Raw genomic sequence first — 15,002 nt, 5'->3', positions numbered from 1 at the left:
GCTCCTAGTGCTTGTGCGTGTTGTCCGGTTGGCGGGGATCGCCGGGGTGCTCGTATCCGGGCGCGAGTTGCACCACGGCCGCGCAGCGCGCGTCGAGCCATTCCCGGAAGGCCTGCCTACGGGCGGCCCCTCTCAGCTGCGCGGCGACCCGGTCGCGCACCTGATCCAACGACGGACAGACCGGCCGGCCACGCCATCCGCTCGGGTCCGCCTGCTTCAACGCGAATCGCAGCGGATTCCGCGCGTGATAGTCAGCCACCTCGGCATCTGAAACATCCACTGCAGCAGTCACATCCACGAAAACCGCCCGCGCCAGCGGAGAGTCCAGGGTGGCGGCGGCCACGCTGCCGATCTCCAGCTGGGCCGCGGTGTCGGGCAGGACCTCGTCGCGACCGGGCGCACCGAGGCCCGACAGCCCGCGCGCTGAGGCCTCATCGGCGACCACCCGTTCGGCGACCACCAACTGGGTGAGCCAGCGGCGCAGCTGCCGCCCCTCGCTGGTGCCGGGGCGCGGCAGCGCCGAGGCACGGTTCCCGGCCCGCAGCACGGCTTCCCGCTCGTCGATCTCGGTGACCGACACCGGTTTTCCGGCCACCTGCGCCGCCCATGTCACGTGGCTCATCGCACCGTGACCTTCACCGCGGGTGAGTAGATCAGCCGGCCGGCGCAACCCACCCGGATCAGCGCCCACCACTGGCCTGGTTCCACCCACGGTGGTGGTGTGACGTCGAACCCGATCTCGGCGGTGCCGGCCGCGGGCACTTCGACGCCCACCGCCGCCGGCCCCATCCAGTCCCACGTTCCCCACGGGCTGATCAGGTGCGCCTCGGCGGTCAGGCCGGCGAGCGCGTCGGTGCCGATCACCATCGAAATCCGCGCGGTCTCACCGGCCCTGATGTCGACGCCGTGGGGCTCGGACACCAGCTTGAGCACGTTCGCTTCGGGTGCCCCGATCGTGACGATGCAGACGTCCTCGACCACCTGCCGCCACGAGGGCGGTAGTGCGTCTGATCCACTGCCGGTCACCGAGAGTTCGGCGCGCAGCGGATACAGCCCGGGCTTGGCCGAGGCCGGGATGTTCAGCACCACATCGGTTTCCAGGTGTTCGCCGGGTGGCAGGACGTAGGGCAACTCGGCGGGCTGCACATCCCACTCCGCCGGGCCGGTCAGCCTGACTCGGCCGTGCAGTGCGGCATCGGTGCAGTCACTGGCCGCGGTCAGCCGCACCACCACTTCGCTATCGGGTTGGCCGGCAATGCCTTCCGGGTGCAGGTAAGCGACAGCGGGCAGCCCGCCCAGGGGCGCCGGGCCACGATTGTGCAGCCAGTACCTGGCATACAGCGGTTGGGCCGCCTCGGCATCGGGTGCCAATCGCCGATGCTCACCGCGCAATACCCTGGGCAGGTTGAGTTGCGTGGAGACCGTGGCGATCTGGTAGCCGTGCAGGCTCAGATGTGACGGCTGCTCGGGTGCCGGTTCTTCCAGCAGGTTCAGGTTCGCGGCCGCGGTGACCGCACGTAGGCCGGAGCGCAGCGTGACCTCGGCAGGGCTTCCGGTGATCTCGACCAGGCGCGCGGTCACCCCGTCGGCCGGATCGGCGCTGCGGACGCTGCCCGAGGCGAGCGGATTCCCCGCGGCTTTGAGTGCGCCCAGTTGTACGGCGCCCGCCGGCTCGATCTCCAGCAGCGATCCCCACGACGGCAGCCCGCCACCCGCGTCCGATTCGGCCACCGCCGGCTGCAGGGGCCGGTTGAACTCCGCGGCGCTCGATGCGATGCCCGCGTCCCGCCAGTCACCGCGGCCGGTGGTCAGGGCGTAGTCGAATGTGTGTGTCCAGTGCTGCAATTGGAAGTTGGATCCGTCCGGCGCGGTCCGGCGCGGTGGGTCGATCCAGGTGCCCGAAGGCCAGCCCGTGCAGGACCGCATCAGCGACGTGTGCAACGTTCCGTCGGGCTCGATGGCGAAGCTCGGCACACCGCGGTTCAGCAGTGCGACAGTGCGGGCGTCGAACGGTTCGGCCGCCGCGGGCGCCTGTTGGGTAACGAGGATCTCGGCGTCCCCCAGATCCTCGACCACCGCATCGATGTCGCCGGCCAGGATCAGCACCGGCAGGGTTCGCACTCCACGCAAGTCGGCACCCGGCACCCACTGTTCGGACAACGGCGCGGTGGCCGGAACCCATACCCGGGCCGAGCCCGTCGCGTCGATCTGACGTTTGAACTCGTCGCTGTAGGCGATGTCGGCTTCTGCGAGAACAGCTGCGGTGAACGGGTTTTCGTCCGGACCACCGAGCGCGAACCGAGTGTCGGGCAGGTTCGAGTCCACCGTGAGATCGCCGTAGCGGGGCTTGTCGGCGGCGCTGCAGGTGGCCGTGACGCCGGCCCGCACCAGGGCCACCATCAGCTCGCGCGGGTCGGCACCCTCGTCGGGAGCGACGACCTCGGCCACCGAGACTGCCCGGACTGCCTCGCCGATACGCACCCGCGCCGCCGAGGACAGGCCGAACCAACCGTAAGCCGGGTTGTCCAGCGTCCACGGGTGCTGGGCGGCGTCAACAGCACTGCCGGTGTGGCCGGCTCCGTGGTCGTGCATCAGGCCGAATCCACGGCCGATCACCGCGTCGCCGACCTCGCTCACCGGCAACGCGCCCGGCACCGGGCAGGGCCACCGCAGCCGCACCAGGCGGTCCGCGCCGACGAATTCGTCGATGACGGTGCGGCAATCGACACGGTCCACACCGGACCACAGCGTGATGATCTGGGTGTAGCGCAACAGATCTGGAATGCGGCCCCGCACGATCACCCGCTGTCCGAGTGCGCTCTGATAACACTGCACATCCTCGGCGGGGGCGGCCGAGGAGCCCACGACCGGTCCGGTGGGCAGCAGGTGCCAGGGGCCTTCGCCGGCCTCCGGATGGGCCGGATACTCCTCGTAGACCGCCAGTTCGTTGCCGACGCCGCCGTCGGCGATGAGTTCACGCCCGTCGTCGACGAGTGAGCACACCCCACCGCCGCGGGCCGCATCGATACGCAGCCGGTAACGCTCGTTGGCGATCTCGTCGCCCCCCGCCGGTTGCCAGCCGCGCGCTGTCCCGGCGACGAACCGGTAGGCCCGCCAGCCCAGCGACGGCACGTCGCGGGCCAGCCAGCTCACGCTCGCCCCGTCATGCTCGACCAGTACAGGCACCTCGTTGCCGTCGCTGTCGAGCAGCGCACCGGGGAACGGTTGGTCCAGGTGCACGGTGACGATGTCGGTCCGCTTGTGCGCCAAGGCATTCCATACCACGACCGAACCGTCCACGGCTCGGGACAACAGGCTCAGCGCGTTGTCGCGCGCGGTGACGCCCAGCTCCCAGGCGTCCCGCCAGCTGGTCAACAGGTCGAGGTAGACCTGATCGGACTCCGATCCGGTGATGGCGTCGTGGTGTGCCCCGTAGGCCAGCTGGACCCAGGCCTTGGCCATCGCGGCCTGGGGGTAGTCCGCGCCGCCCAGCAGTCCGGCGAACACGGCGAATCGCTCGGCGTCGAGCACCGCGTCTTCGGCGGCCCGGTTGGCCTGCTTGGTGTCGATGTAGGAGACGTCCTTGCCGGTGTAGATCGGGTTCATGTCGCGGGTCTGCGGGGAGGGCGTGATCCCCCGCTCGTCGGCTTCGGCGCGCACGGCGCTGAAGAACTCGGACGGCAGAGCGCAGATGAACTTGGGCCAGACGTAGCGCGCGTTCCAGTCACGGTGGATCTGGGTGACCCACTTGTTGGGCGGGGTGTAGTCGGTGCCGACCGGCAGGAGCACGTTGCGGGTCAACGCAACTCGTTTGAGTTTGGTGAACAGTGTGTAGGTGGATTCCTCGGCTTCGGCCAGCGAGGCCGCCGAGTCCATCCACCATCCGGCCGAGTAGTGGGCGGGCATGTAGTGCGTGAGAAGGCCCCGGCCCGACGGCGCGATCCACTCGAACTCGCTGGCGAACTGCATGCGCTCGGGGTCGCCGTCGTTCTGCATCGGCCCCCACTGATGATGCGGCCCGCGGGCCCACGAACTGGAGGTCAGGCCCACGTCGGCCGCCATCCCGGGGAACTGCGGATCGTGCCCGAACACGTCGAGCTGCCAGGCGGTGGCCGGGTTCGAACCCAGCACATCACGCTGAAAACCCATGCCCGACACAAAGTTCCGGATCGCGGTCTCGGGGCTGGTGAGGTTCGTGTTGGGCTCGTTGTAGGTGCCGCCCATGATCTCGACGCGCCCTTCGGCGATGAACCGGCGCAGATCGGCGCGGTCTTCCGGCCGGGCGTCCCAGTACGGCTTGAGGTAGTCCACCTCGGCCAGCACGAACTTGTATTCCGGCTCGCGCCGGGCCATCTCCAGGTGGGCAGCCACCAGGTCGAATCCGTTGGTCTGGCGGCACTGTCCGGGCGGATCCTCGGTCCACACGCTGGTATAGGCGGCCTGGGTGTTCCACCAGACCGGGTCGTAGTGGAAGTGGCTGATCATGTACATGGTCCAGCCTGGTTCGGCGACGGTGAAGTCGAAGTCCGTCGAGTCCACGCGTGCGCGCCGGACCTCGCCGGGAGCGCCTCGCTCAACGTCGACGGGGACTTCGACGGTGCCGCCGCCCGGCGCCGCGATCGCCTCTCCGGAGAGGCCGTCTCCGCTGACGCGCACCGGCGTCGGCGCAGCGCAGGCCTCGTATCGCACCCGGACCAGCTGGCGGGGGTGATCCGCCGGCCCGGCAAACAGCTCCGTCGTCTCCACTGACAGGACGCGCATCTGAAAAACCCTACGACTTCAGCGCGAAGAAATGTCCACGACCAACGCTCGATGATCCGAAATCGGTAGGTGGGGCGCTTCGGAGTCGGTGACGAACAGCGCCGGATCGTCGGTGAGGATGTGGTCGAGTTGTGTCGTCGGCGTGTCGGCGGGAAACGTCGGGGCGGCCCCCAGGGCGCGCCAGTGTTCGGGTGCGCTCGAGTTCAGGTCGCCCATGAGTATCCGCGGACCCGGGAAGCCGCTCAGATCACGCACGAGATGACGCAACTGCAACCGATTCCACCCCGGCACGAACGACAAATGCGTATTGGCCACCGAGATCGCGCCCAGCGGGGTGTCGATGCGGGCCACCATCGCGGCGCGGGGTTCTTCGTGCACGATCCTGAACCGGCGGATACCCGAGACGTACATGGGGAACCGGAACGGTATCCGTGGCAGCCGCAGCACCTGCCAGTTTTCGACCGGATACCGGGTGAGCAGGGCGATGCCGTAGGCGGCGGTGCCGGGCTGTTCCCGCCCGGTTGCGGCCATCCAGGTGGCACCGGGTGTTCCGGAGATCGCGGCGACGAACCGGTGGTGCACAGCGTTCATCGCGCGGGCCGCGACGGCGTTCAAGGCGCACGGCCCGCAGTTCGCCCTGGCCGGCAGCTACGCGCTATGGGTCTACGGCGCACCCGAACCCGTGCACGACGTCGATTTCGTCGTCGCCGAAACCGACGCCGAGGCGGCCGAGACGGCGTTGCGCAAGGCCGGCTTTCAGATCGTGCACGTCCCCGAGGACTGGTTGTTCAAGGCCTATCCCGACGACGATGTCCTGGTCGACGTGCTCTACCAGCTCAACGGCGAATCAGTGGACGCGGCGGTGCTGGGCTCCGCCGAGGTTCACGACGTGCTCGCGATCCGGATGCCGGTGCTGCTGCCGACGCTGGTGGTGTCGGAGAAGCTGCGCTCACTCAACGAACACCACTGCGACTTCGCCGCATTGCTGCCGGCCGCCCGCGCGGTGCGCGAGCGGGTCGACTGGGATGCGGTACGGGTCGCGACCGCCGACAACGACTTCGCTGCCGCGTTCCTGATGCTCGTCGACCGGCTGGGGATCACCTGATTTTGTCCGCCGGACAGACGTGCCCGTTTCAGCTGGATTTTGGGCAGTTTCAGGTCTATTCGCGGACGGCAGCGGCACGCAGGCGGTCGGCCACGGCGCGCACGGCGGCGGCCACCTCGGGCGGCTCGAGCACCTCGAAGTCGTGGCCGACGGTGGCGAAGTAGAGCACCATGCGTTCGGGGTCGTCGGCCCCGGCGGTGACGATGCAGGCGTCGGGCCCGTCGGCCTCGACAGTGGCCGAGGCCGGCGGAAACTTCTGTGCCACAACCGCTTGCGGGGCGTGGTAGCGGACCCGGGCGCGGTAACGGTATGGCGAGGAGCTGATCGAGCGCCCCACGTATTCGGCCGCGTCCGGAGCCTCCCGGGGCGCGAAGGTGCTGCCGCGCGCTGCCACCGCCGACATCCGGTCCAGGCGCAGGCTGCGCCAGTCCTCACGGTCACGGTCATAGGCCATCAGGTACCAGCGCCGTCCCGTGGTCACCAGTTGATAGGGCTCCAGCCTGCGCTGGGTGTGGTTGCCTCGGATGTCCGTGTAGTCGGCGCTGACGTGTTCGTGGTCGCGGCAGGCCCGGGCCAGTGCCATCAGCACATCGGGTTCCACCGGCGCGTCCGACGAGTTGGGCGCCAGCGTCACCGTCGCGTCGTGCACTGCCGAGACCTGTGAACGCAACCTCGCGGGCATGACCTGGTCGAGTTTGGACAGTGCCCGCAGCGCGGATTCACCGACCCCGGCGACGCTGCCGCCGGCGGCCAGCCGCAGGCAGACGGCCATGGCGACGGCCTCGTCGGGGTCGAGCAGCAGCGGCGGCAGGGCCGCACCGGCGCCCAGCTGGTAGCCGCCGGCCGGCCCCTTTCCGGCGTGTACGGGGTAACCGAGCTCGCGCAGCCGCTCGATATCGCGGCGGACGCTGCGGGTGGTGACATCGAGCCGCCGGGCCAGCTCTTCACCGGTCCAGACCCGACGCGACTGCAACAGGCCCAGAAGCTGCAGCACCCGGCTGGTGGTTTCAGTGCTCACCGCCATGCGAGAAGTCTGCCCCACTTTTAGGACCGGAACTGTCCTATATGGGTGAGACGGTATTCCCATGCGGACACACCTGCTCGCCGACCAACTGGATTTCCACTGGACCCACCAACTGAGGCCCCGCTTGGACGGCCTGACCGACGACGAATATTTCTGGCAACCGGTGCCCGACTGCTGGACGGTCCACCGCGACGGCGCCATCGACTTCAGGTATCCACCGCCGCAGCCGGAACCGTTCACCACCATCGCGTGGCGGCTGGCACACGTGATCGTCGGCGTCTTGGCGATGCGCAGCCACTCACACTTCGGTGGACCGCCGGCGGACTACGAGTCGTGGCCGTACGCCACCGACGCCGCCACCGCCCTGCAACAACTCGACGACGCGTACCGAAATTGGATCGACGGGGTCAGAAGCCTCGACGAGAATGATCTGGCGAAGCCGGTCGGTCCGGCCGAGGGCCCGTGGTCCGAGCATCCGATGGCCGAGTTGGTTCTGCACATCAACCGCGAAGTGATCCACCACGGCGCCGAGATCGCCTGCATCCGTGACCTTTACGCCCACTCAACCCACAACAAGGAGAACTGAACCATGCCAGGAATGCCCGCGCCGGCCGTTGACGAGCGCAACACATTGGTCGCATTCGTCGCCTTTCAGCAGAACGCGTTCTTCGCGGTGGCGCACGGCCTTACCGATGAGCAGGCGCGGTCCACGCCGTCGGTGAGCGCGTTGTCGATCGGCGGACTGATCAAGCATGTCACCGGCATGCAGCAGGGCTGGACCGCCCGCGCCGAGCACGCCCCGCAGTTCCCGCCGCCGGATCCCCGGCCGATGGAAGAGCAGATGGCCGATTACGCCGACCAGTACGTCATGCACGAGCACGAGACCCTGGCCGGCCTGCTCGAAGCGCTCAAGGCCCAGAACGCCGAGACGTTGCGGGTACTGGCCGACAAAGACCTCGACACCCCGGTTCCGGTGCCCCACAACGTGCCGTGGTTCCCGCAAGACGTCGACAACTGGTCGGTGCGGTGGGTCGCCATGCACCTGATCGAGGAACTCAGCCGGCATGCCGGGCATGCCGACATCATCCGCGAATCCATCGACTGCGCAACGATGTACGAGTTGATGGCAGCCGAGGAGCGGTGGCCCGAAACCGATTGGATCAAGCGCTGGCGGCCCGCCGCCGTCTGACCTAGCGCGCCAGCACCAACCGCAGCGCGTAGTCCACCACGAGCTCCAAGTCGTCGCCCAGGTTTCCGCTCAGCCATTGCTGGGCGAGCTCGGCCATCGCACCGGTGTACATGGCCGCGCCGACCTGGGCGGCGACGGGGTCGGACCCCGGATTGAGCCGACCGCCCTCGGACAACACCGCCTCACGGAGCAGGTCCTGGGTGGCCGTGCGCCGCGCGGCCAGCACCGGGTTGGCCCTGGCATCGGTGAACAGCACGCGCCCCCGGCGCGGGTCGGCCGAGCTGAAGCCCAGCACCGCGGCGATCCCGGCCCGGGTGCGGGCCGGCACGGAGTCGCCCGCGGCGGCCGTGGCCGCGTCGACGTCGGCCGCCAAAGCCGAGCTCACCTGGTCGTAGACCGCGCCGAGCAGGTCGTCGGTGTCGGCGAAGCTCTCGTAGAAGTAGCGGGTGTTGAGGCCACACTCGCGGCACACCGAGCGCAGCGAGAGCGCTGCCTCACCACCGTCCCCGAACAGCCGGAACGCCGCGTCGATCAGCAGCGCGCGGCGCTCGGCGCGGCGGTCCGGCAGCGGCACGCCGGCCCATCGGGTCGGGGTGGATGTTCCGGCCATTGCCTCAGATTAGATCTGGTCACACCCGTACCCAAAATGTATTCTGGCTACAGACGTGATCAGAAAGGGGTCCGCGGTGGACATGCCACACCAGGTGCTCGAGCAGATGCTGCAGCGCAAGTTCGACAAGGACGTCCGTCAGCACTACTTCCGTGGCATGGAGTTCGCCGGTCCGGCCGGCGATCCGGGGTGGTTCGGCCCCGGCAGTGCCGTCTGGCATGTCCATTCGCACACCGAGGCGTTGATCTTCGGCCTGCAGTGCGCGGCGTATATCGAGCGCCTCGATCCGTCGATCTACTGGATGGGTATGCACCATTCGCGGCTGGTCAAACGCGACCCCGAGACGGGGGTCGCCGTGCCGCAGATCGATCCGCAGGGCGCGGCGGTCCGGCTGGGCCACTCGATCGCGTTCTTCATCGGCACCGCCTACGGCAACACCGAGACCGCCGAGCGGGTGGCCCAGACCGTCCGCGCCATGCATCACACCATCAAGGGCACCCGCCCCGACGGCGCGGCCTACGACGCCGACGATCCGGACTGGCTGCGCTGGAACTACGCGACCGTGGTGTGGGGGCTGGCCACCGCACACGAGATCTACCATCCGAACCCGTTGCGCGGTAAGAAACTTGACCGCTACTACGGGGAGTTCGTCCGGGTCGGGCACGCGCTGGGCGGCACTGACCTGCCCGAGACCAAGGCCGAGACACTGGACTGCCTGGAGTCGTATCTGCCCAAGCTGGCGCTGACCCACGGCGCGGCCATGGCCACCGGCTCCAACCTGCCCATGCCGCAGAGCGCGGTGGACTGGGCGATCCGCGACACCATGCCCAAGTGGGCCAAACAACTGATCGGGCACACCGACCCCAACCCGATCGAGCGGGCCGGTCGACGCGCCATCGTGTGGTCGATCATCAACGGCCTGCACACCGCGGCCGGTACCACGCTGGAGTTCCGGGCGGCGCAGAAGCGCGTCGCGCAGGGCACCACCGTGCCGCACACCGAGCCCACCTACGTACCCGGAAGCGACCCGGTTCGCAGCCGCGAAGAGGTCGAAGAGAGTTTCGCATCGGTGTGACGCACAGCACAGATGTTTTTGGCCGCACCGTGGCCTTTGAGACACTGCAGCTATGAGCACTACGCCGCCGAAAACCAAGCACCGCGAGGTCGCCAGGTTGAGTCGGGTGCCGTTGCCCGTGGAAGCCGCCCGTATCGGCGCCACCGGATGGCAGATCACCCGCACCGGGGTCCGGGTCGCCGCCAACATCTTCGGCGGCGGATCCCTGCAGCAGAAGATCATCAAGCAGGTGCCGCAGACCTTTTCCGACCTGGGCCCCACCTACGTCAAGTTCGGCCAGATCATCGCGTCGAGCCCGGGCGCCTTCGGTGAGCCGCTGAGCCGCGAGTTCCGCAGCCTGCTCGACCGGGTGCCACCGGCCGACACCGACGAGGTCCACCGGCTTTTCGTCGAGGAACTCGGCGACGAGCCCTCGAACCTGTTCAAGAGTTTCGACGAGAAGCCGTTCGCATCGGCCTCGATCGCGCAGGTGCACTACGCCACGCTGCACAGCGGCGAGGAGGTCGTGGTCAAGATCCAGCGTCCCGGCATCCGCCGCCGCGTCGCCGCTGACCTGCAGATCCTCAAGCGCGGCGCGCAACTGGTGGAGCTGGCCAAGCTGGGGCGGCGACTCTCGGCTCAGGACGTGGTCGCCGACTTCGCCGACAATCTGGCCGAGGAGCTCGACTTCCGGCTGGAGGCCCAGTCGATGGACGCCTGGGTGTCGCACATGCACGCGTCCCCGCTCGGCGAGAACATCCGGGTCCCCCAGGTGTATTGGGATCTGACCAGTCCGCGGGTGCTGACGATGGAGCGGGTCACCGGGGTCCGTATCGACGACGTGGCCGCGATCCGCAAGAAGGGCTTCGACGGCACCGAGCTGGTCAAGGCCCTGCTGTTCAGCGTGTTCGAGGGCGGGCTCAAACACGGCCTGTTCCACGGTGACCTCCACGCGGGCAATCTCTATGTCGACGACAACGGCAAGGTGGTGTTCTTCGACTTCGGCATCATGGGCCGCATCGACCCGCGCACGCGGTGGTTGCTGCGCGAGCTCGTGTATGCCCTGCTGGTCAAGAAGGACCACGCGGCCGCCGGCAAGATCGTGGTGCTGATGGGGGCCGTGGGGACGGTGAAACCCGAGGCGCAGGCCGCCAAGGACCTGGAGAAGTTCGCTACCCCCCTCACGATGAAGTCGCTCGGCGATATGTCCTACGCCGAAATTGGCAAGCAGCTCTCGGCGTTGGCCGATGCCTACGACGTCAAACTGCCCCGGGAACTGGTGTTGATCGGCAAGCAGTTCCTCTACGTCGAGCGCTACATGAAGCTGCTGGCGCCGAAGTGGCAGATGATGAACGACCCCCAGCTCACCGGGTACTTCGCCAACTTCATGGTGGATATCAGCCGGGAACACAATGAATCCGATCCGGGGATCGACGCCTGAATGGCCGGCATGAAGGTGCGAACCGGATTCGCCAAGTCGTCCGCGGAACCCGGCGACGTCGACCTCTACTACGAGGACATGGGTGACCCGAACGATCCGGCCGTTCTGCTGATCATGGGACTGGGCGCACAGATGCTGTTGTGGCGCACCGGTTTCTGCGAAAAGCTGGTGAACCAGGGTTTGCGCGTCATCCGATACGACAACCGCGACGTGGGCCTGTCCACCAAGTTGTCCGGCAAGCGGGTCGACTCCCCGCTGCCACTGCGGATGGCCCGGTCGTTCCTGGGCCTGCGCAGCCCGGCGGTCTACACGCTCGAAGACGTCGCCGATGATGCCGCCGCCGTGCTCGATCACCTCAACATCGACACCGCACACATCGTCGGCGCCTCGATGGGCGGGATGATCGCGCAGATAGTCGCGTCCCGGCACTCCGGGCGCACCAAGTCGCTGGCGGTGATCTTCTCCAGCAACAACCAGCCCCTGCTGCCGCCGCCCGGCATCAAACAACTGCTTTCGGTGATCACCGGTCCGCCTGCCGATTCTTCGCGAGAAGCCGTCATCGACAACGCCGTTCGGATCAGCAAGATCAACGGCAGCCCCGGCTATCCCACGCCCGAAGAGGTGATCCGGGCCGAGGCCGCCGAGCTTTATGACCGCGCCTACTACCCGGCCGGAATCGCCAGACACTTCGACGCCATCCTCGGTAGCGGCAGTCTGCGCCACCACAACCGGCAGATCAGCGCACCCACCGTGGTCATCCACGGACGCTCCGATCGGCTGATGCGTCCGTTCGGTGGCCGCGCGGTCGCCCGGGCCATCGACGGCGCGCGCCTGGTGTTGATCGACGGCATGGGTCACGAGCTACCGGAACCGGTGTGGGACGAGATCGTCGGTGAGCTCAAGACGAATTTTGCCCAGTCAAACTGATTCTCTGCATCCGCAACGTTAATTATCGAAATCGGCTTTTGCCAGGTTTTGAAAGCTGGGTAGCTGGCAACACTCGCCCTACTGTTTTCAGCAGCAGTCTGGGGGGCCGCTAGGTCAAGACGTGGCGTAGCGCAGCTCACCTCGGTCGGTCTCTGCCCGAGAGGTAGCGCGTGTCCGATATGCCGGGAAAGCTCAAGCCCCACTTTGACGACGTACAAGCCCATTACGACCTGTCCGACGATTTCTTCACCCTGTTCCTGGACCCCACCAGGACCTATAGCTGCGCCTACTTCGAACGTGATGACATGTCGCTACAGGAAGCGCAGACCGCGAAGATCGACTTGGCACTCGGCAAGCTCGGCCTACAGCCCGGAATGACGCTGCTCGATGTCGGATGCGGTTGGGGTGCAACGCTTATCCGCGCGATCGAACGATACGACGTCAATGTCGTCGGACTCACGCTCAGCCGTAATCAGGCCGCTCACGTCCAGAAGTTGTTCGACCTGAGCGACAGCCCGCGCACCAAGCGGGTGCTGCTCGCCGGCTGGGAAGAGTTCGACGAGCCGGTGGACCGGATCGTGTCGATCGGAGCGTTCGAGCATTTCGGCCCCGACCGATACGACGATTTCTTCCGCTTCACCCGCCGCGCCCTGCCGGACGACGGGGTGATGCTGCTCCACACCATCACCGCGATACATCCCCGACACGCGCACGAGCGGGGCATTCCGCTCACGTTCGAGCTGGCCAAGTTCATCAAGTTCATCCTCACCGAGATCTTTCCCGGCGGACGGCTGCCCACGATCGAGATGGTCGAGGAGCATGCGCGACGGGCCTCGTTCTGCCTGACGCGCCGGCAGTCATTGCAGCCGCACTACGCGCGCACCCTCGACTTGTGGGCGGCGAACCTGGAGGCCAACCGCGACGAGGCCGTGCGGGCGCAGTCGCAGGAGGTCTACGACCGCTACCTGCGATACCTCACCGGCTGCGCGAACCTCTTCCGCGTCGGCTATACCGACGTCAACCAGTTCACCCTGCATGTCGCGGGGTGATTTCCTTCGCCAAAGAAGGCGCCTTGCTGCATTCCCGCAGGCACCGGCGGGAAAAATGACGATGCGGTGAAGTGATCTTGTTTGCCGACGAAATAGGTTGATGCGAGCGGCAACACGATCTCCGTTCCGGCCTGCGGTACTCTGAGACCCGCGGGGAGAACTCTACAGCTTGGAGCATTTCGAATATGTCCAAATTGACACCGAAATACGAAGAACTGCAGTCGATCTACGACATTTCAAACGAATTCTACGAATTATTTCTAGGCCCCACGATGGGGTACACGTGTGGCTATTTCGAACGCGAGGACATGACCGGCGACGAGGCTCAGCTCGCCAAGTTCGACCTTGCCCTGGGCAAGCTGGGCCTCGAGCCCGGCATGACTCTGCTCGACATCGGTTGCGGCTGGGGCGCGTGCATGGCTCGGGCGATCGAGAAGTACGACGTCAATGTCATCGGCCTGACCTTGAGCGGTGAGCAGCGTGAGTACGCCATCGAAAAGCTCTCCAAGGTACCCACGCAGCGCAACGTCGAGGTTCGGCTGCAGGGCTGGGAAGAGTTCAACGACAAGGTCGACCGCATCGTGTCGATCGGGGCGTTCGAGCATTTCGGGTTCGAGCGCTATCCGGCGTTCTTCGAGACTGCCTACAACGCGCTGCCCGACGACGGGGTGATGTTGCTGCACAACATCACGGGTTTCGATCTTCGCGAAGGTCAGAAGCTCGGCCTGCACATGACATTCGAAGACGCCCGGTTCGCCCGGTTCATCATGACCGAGATCTTCCCCGGCGGCCGGCTGCCCTCGGTGGCGATGGAGCAGGAAAAGGCGATCGAAGCCGGGTTCAAGGTGACCCAGCTGCAGGAGATCGGCCCGCACTACGTTCGGACCCTCAAGATCTGGGCCGACGCGCTGGAGGCCCACAAGGACGAGGCCATCGCGATCCAGGGCCAGGAGGTCTACGACCGCTACGACAAGTACCTCAACGGCTGCCAGAAGTACTTCGCCTCGGGCCACATCAGCGTGCATCAGTTCACCCTGCAGAAGTAATCTCGCGCGGCCTGTCGGATCCCGGCAGCATCGTTCGTCGGATAGGTAGAGAGTGGAACAGACGGTTCTCACTCGCTGACGCCGGGAGACGACGATGCACTACTTCGCATTACTGATCAGCCAGGACGTGGAACTCGCGCCCGAGCAGCAGGCCGAAGGCATGGCTGCCTTCCAGGCATTTCACGACAAGGCCAAGTCGTCGATCCGGGCCGGCGACGCGCTCGACAGAAGCGCCCCCGCCACCCGTATCGACGGCGGTCCGGACCACCCGACCATCACCGACGGCCCGTTCGCCGAGGGCGCCGAGGTGGCCTGCGGCTACTACGTGTTCGAGGCCGACAATCTCGACGAAGCGCTGGCGCTGGCCCGCGACATCCCGGTCGCCCAGTTCGGCGCGGTCGAGGTGTGGCCGATGGTCCATTGGCAGGCACCCGAGCAGCCGCTCGGCACCGATTGGCTGGCGCTGCTGCTGGAACCGCCTGAGGCCGTCAACACGCCGGGCACCGACGAGTGGAACGAGCAGGCGGGCCTACACGTCGAACTCGCCAAGACCATCGGTGACCGGACGCTGGCCGGTGCGCCGCTACATCCGCCGTCAACCGCCACCACGGTGCGGGTGCGGGACGGCAAGGTGCTGCTGACCGACGGGCCCTATGTCGAGGGCGCCGAGGTGGCCAACGGCTTCTACGTGTTGCGGGCGTCCGATCGCGACGAGGCGGTCAAATTGGCCTCGATGATTCCGGCCTCGGCCATCGAGGTTCGTCAGTTGTCGGGCGTCGCGGGCCTGTAGTCGTTC

At 67.0% G+C, this 15,002-nt stretch carries 13 protein-coding genes and 1 pseudogene; 9 read left to right on the top strand and 5 right to left on the bottom strand.

Translation table 11 applies throughout. The features are described 5' to 3' along the window. Positions 1-4: 4 nt before the first annotated feature. From E0T84_RS04840 to E0T84_RS04830, 3 genes and pseudogenes are all read right to left on the bottom strand, one after another. Positions 5-622: a malonyl CoA-ACP transacylase gene (locus E0T84_RS04840; RefSeq protein WP_070944329.1), complete on the bottom strand. Its 618-nt coding sequence runs from the start codon at positions 620-622 to the stop codon at positions 5-7. Further along, a complete protein-coding gene (locus tag E0T84_RS04835; protein ID WP_138743945.1) occupies positions 619-4,761 on the bottom strand; it encodes an NEW3 domain-containing protein in 4,143 nt (1,380 codons plus the stop codon). The genes E0T84_RS04840 and E0T84_RS04835 overlap by 4 nt, the downstream gene beginning before the upstream one ends. 18 nt (positions 4,762-4,779) lie before the next feature. After that, positions 4,780-5,388: pseudogene (locus E0T84_RS04830) on the bottom strand (endonuclease/exonuclease/phosphatase family protein); the annotation flags it as partial. Between E0T84_RS04830 and E0T84_RS04825 the strand changes: the two are divergent. Then, on the top strand, positions 5,297-5,866 hold the full coding sequence (locus E0T84_RS04825) for a nucleotidyltransferase family protein (RefSeq protein ID WP_249383576.1): 570 nt from the start codon (positions 5,297-5,299) through the stop codon (positions 5,864-5,866). The pseudogene E0T84_RS04830 and the gene E0T84_RS04825 overlap by 92 nt on opposite strands. Before the next feature lie 55 nt (positions 5,867-5,921). On the opposite strand, the gene E0T84_RS04820 is transcribed toward E0T84_RS04825, so the two are convergent. After that, on the bottom strand, positions 5,922-6,890 hold the full coding sequence (locus E0T84_RS04820; RefSeq protein WP_138743944.1) for a YafY family protein: 969 nt from the start codon (positions 6,888-6,890) through the stop codon (positions 5,922-5,924). Between the two features lie 61 nt (positions 6,891-6,951). Here E0T84_RS04820 and E0T84_RS04815 point away from each other — a divergent pair, with 61 nt between their 5' ends. After that, positions 6,952-7,476, top strand: coding sequence for a DinB family protein (locus E0T84_RS04815; protein WP_138743943.1), 525 nt, complete (start codon positions 6,952-6,954; stop codon positions 7,474-7,476). Between the two features lie 3 nt (positions 7,477-7,479). Continuing rightward, positions 7,480-8,079 (top strand): DinB family protein, encoded by a 600-nt coding sequence (locus E0T84_RS04810; protein WP_138743942.1) that lies wholly within the window; start codon positions 7,480-7,482, stop codon positions 8,077-8,079. Position 8,080: 1 nt separating this feature from the next. Here E0T84_RS04810 and E0T84_RS04805 read toward each other — a convergent pair whose 3' ends face one another. Beyond that, the gene (locus E0T84_RS04805; protein WP_070944336.1) at positions 8,081-8,689 is read right to left on the bottom strand and encodes a TetR/AcrR family transcriptional regulator; all 609 of its coding nucleotides are present in this window, start codon (positions 8,687-8,689) and stop codon (positions 8,081-8,083) included. 76 nt (positions 8,690-8,765) lie between these two features. Here E0T84_RS04805 and E0T84_RS04800 point away from each other — a divergent pair, with 76 nt between their 5' ends. From E0T84_RS04800 to E0T84_RS04775, 6 genes are all read left to right on the top strand, one after another. Then, a complete protein-coding gene (locus tag E0T84_RS04800) occupies positions 8,766-9,764 on the top strand; it encodes an oxygenase MpaB family protein (protein WP_138743941.1) in 999 nt (332 codons plus the stop codon). A gap of 52 nt (positions 9,765-9,816) precedes the next feature. Then, positions 9,817-11,184, top strand: coding sequence for an AarF/ABC1/UbiB kinase family protein (locus E0T84_RS04795; RefSeq protein WP_070944338.1), 1,368 nt, complete (start codon positions 9,817-9,819; stop codon positions 11,182-11,184). 9 nt (positions 11,185-11,193) lie between these two features. Continuing rightward, positions 11,194-12,111, top strand: a complete 918-nt coding sequence (locus E0T84_RS04790; RefSeq protein WP_070944339.1) for an alpha/beta fold hydrolase — start codon at positions 11,194-11,196, stop codon at positions 12,109-12,111. A 179-nt stretch (positions 12,112-12,290) separates the two neighbouring features. Next, positions 12,291-13,160, top strand: a complete 870-nt coding sequence (locus tag E0T84_RS04785; protein WP_070944340.1) for a cyclopropane mycolic acid synthase family methyltransferase — start codon at positions 12,291-12,293, stop codon at positions 13,158-13,160. Between the two features lie 185 nt (positions 13,161-13,345). Further along, positions 13,346-14,206, top strand: a complete 861-nt coding sequence (locus E0T84_RS04780) for a cyclopropane mycolic acid synthase family methyltransferase (RefSeq protein WP_070944341.1) — start codon at positions 13,346-13,348, stop codon at positions 14,204-14,206. Positions 14,207-14,300: 94 nt separating this feature from the next. Continuing rightward, positions 14,301-14,996, top strand: coding sequence for a YciI family protein (locus tag E0T84_RS04775; protein WP_075910228.1), 696 nt, complete (start codon positions 14,301-14,303; stop codon positions 14,994-14,996). Positions 14,997-15,002 lie beyond the last annotated feature (6 nt).

Source organism: Mycobacterium sp. DBP42 (assembly GCF_005924235.1).
Lineage (GTDB): Bacteria > Actinomycetota > Actinomycetes > Mycobacteriales > Mycobacteriaceae > Mycobacterium > Mycobacterium syngnathidarum.
Note: the sequence above shows the minus strand (reverse complement) of the source record. Positions and strands in the feature narration are given on the sequence as shown.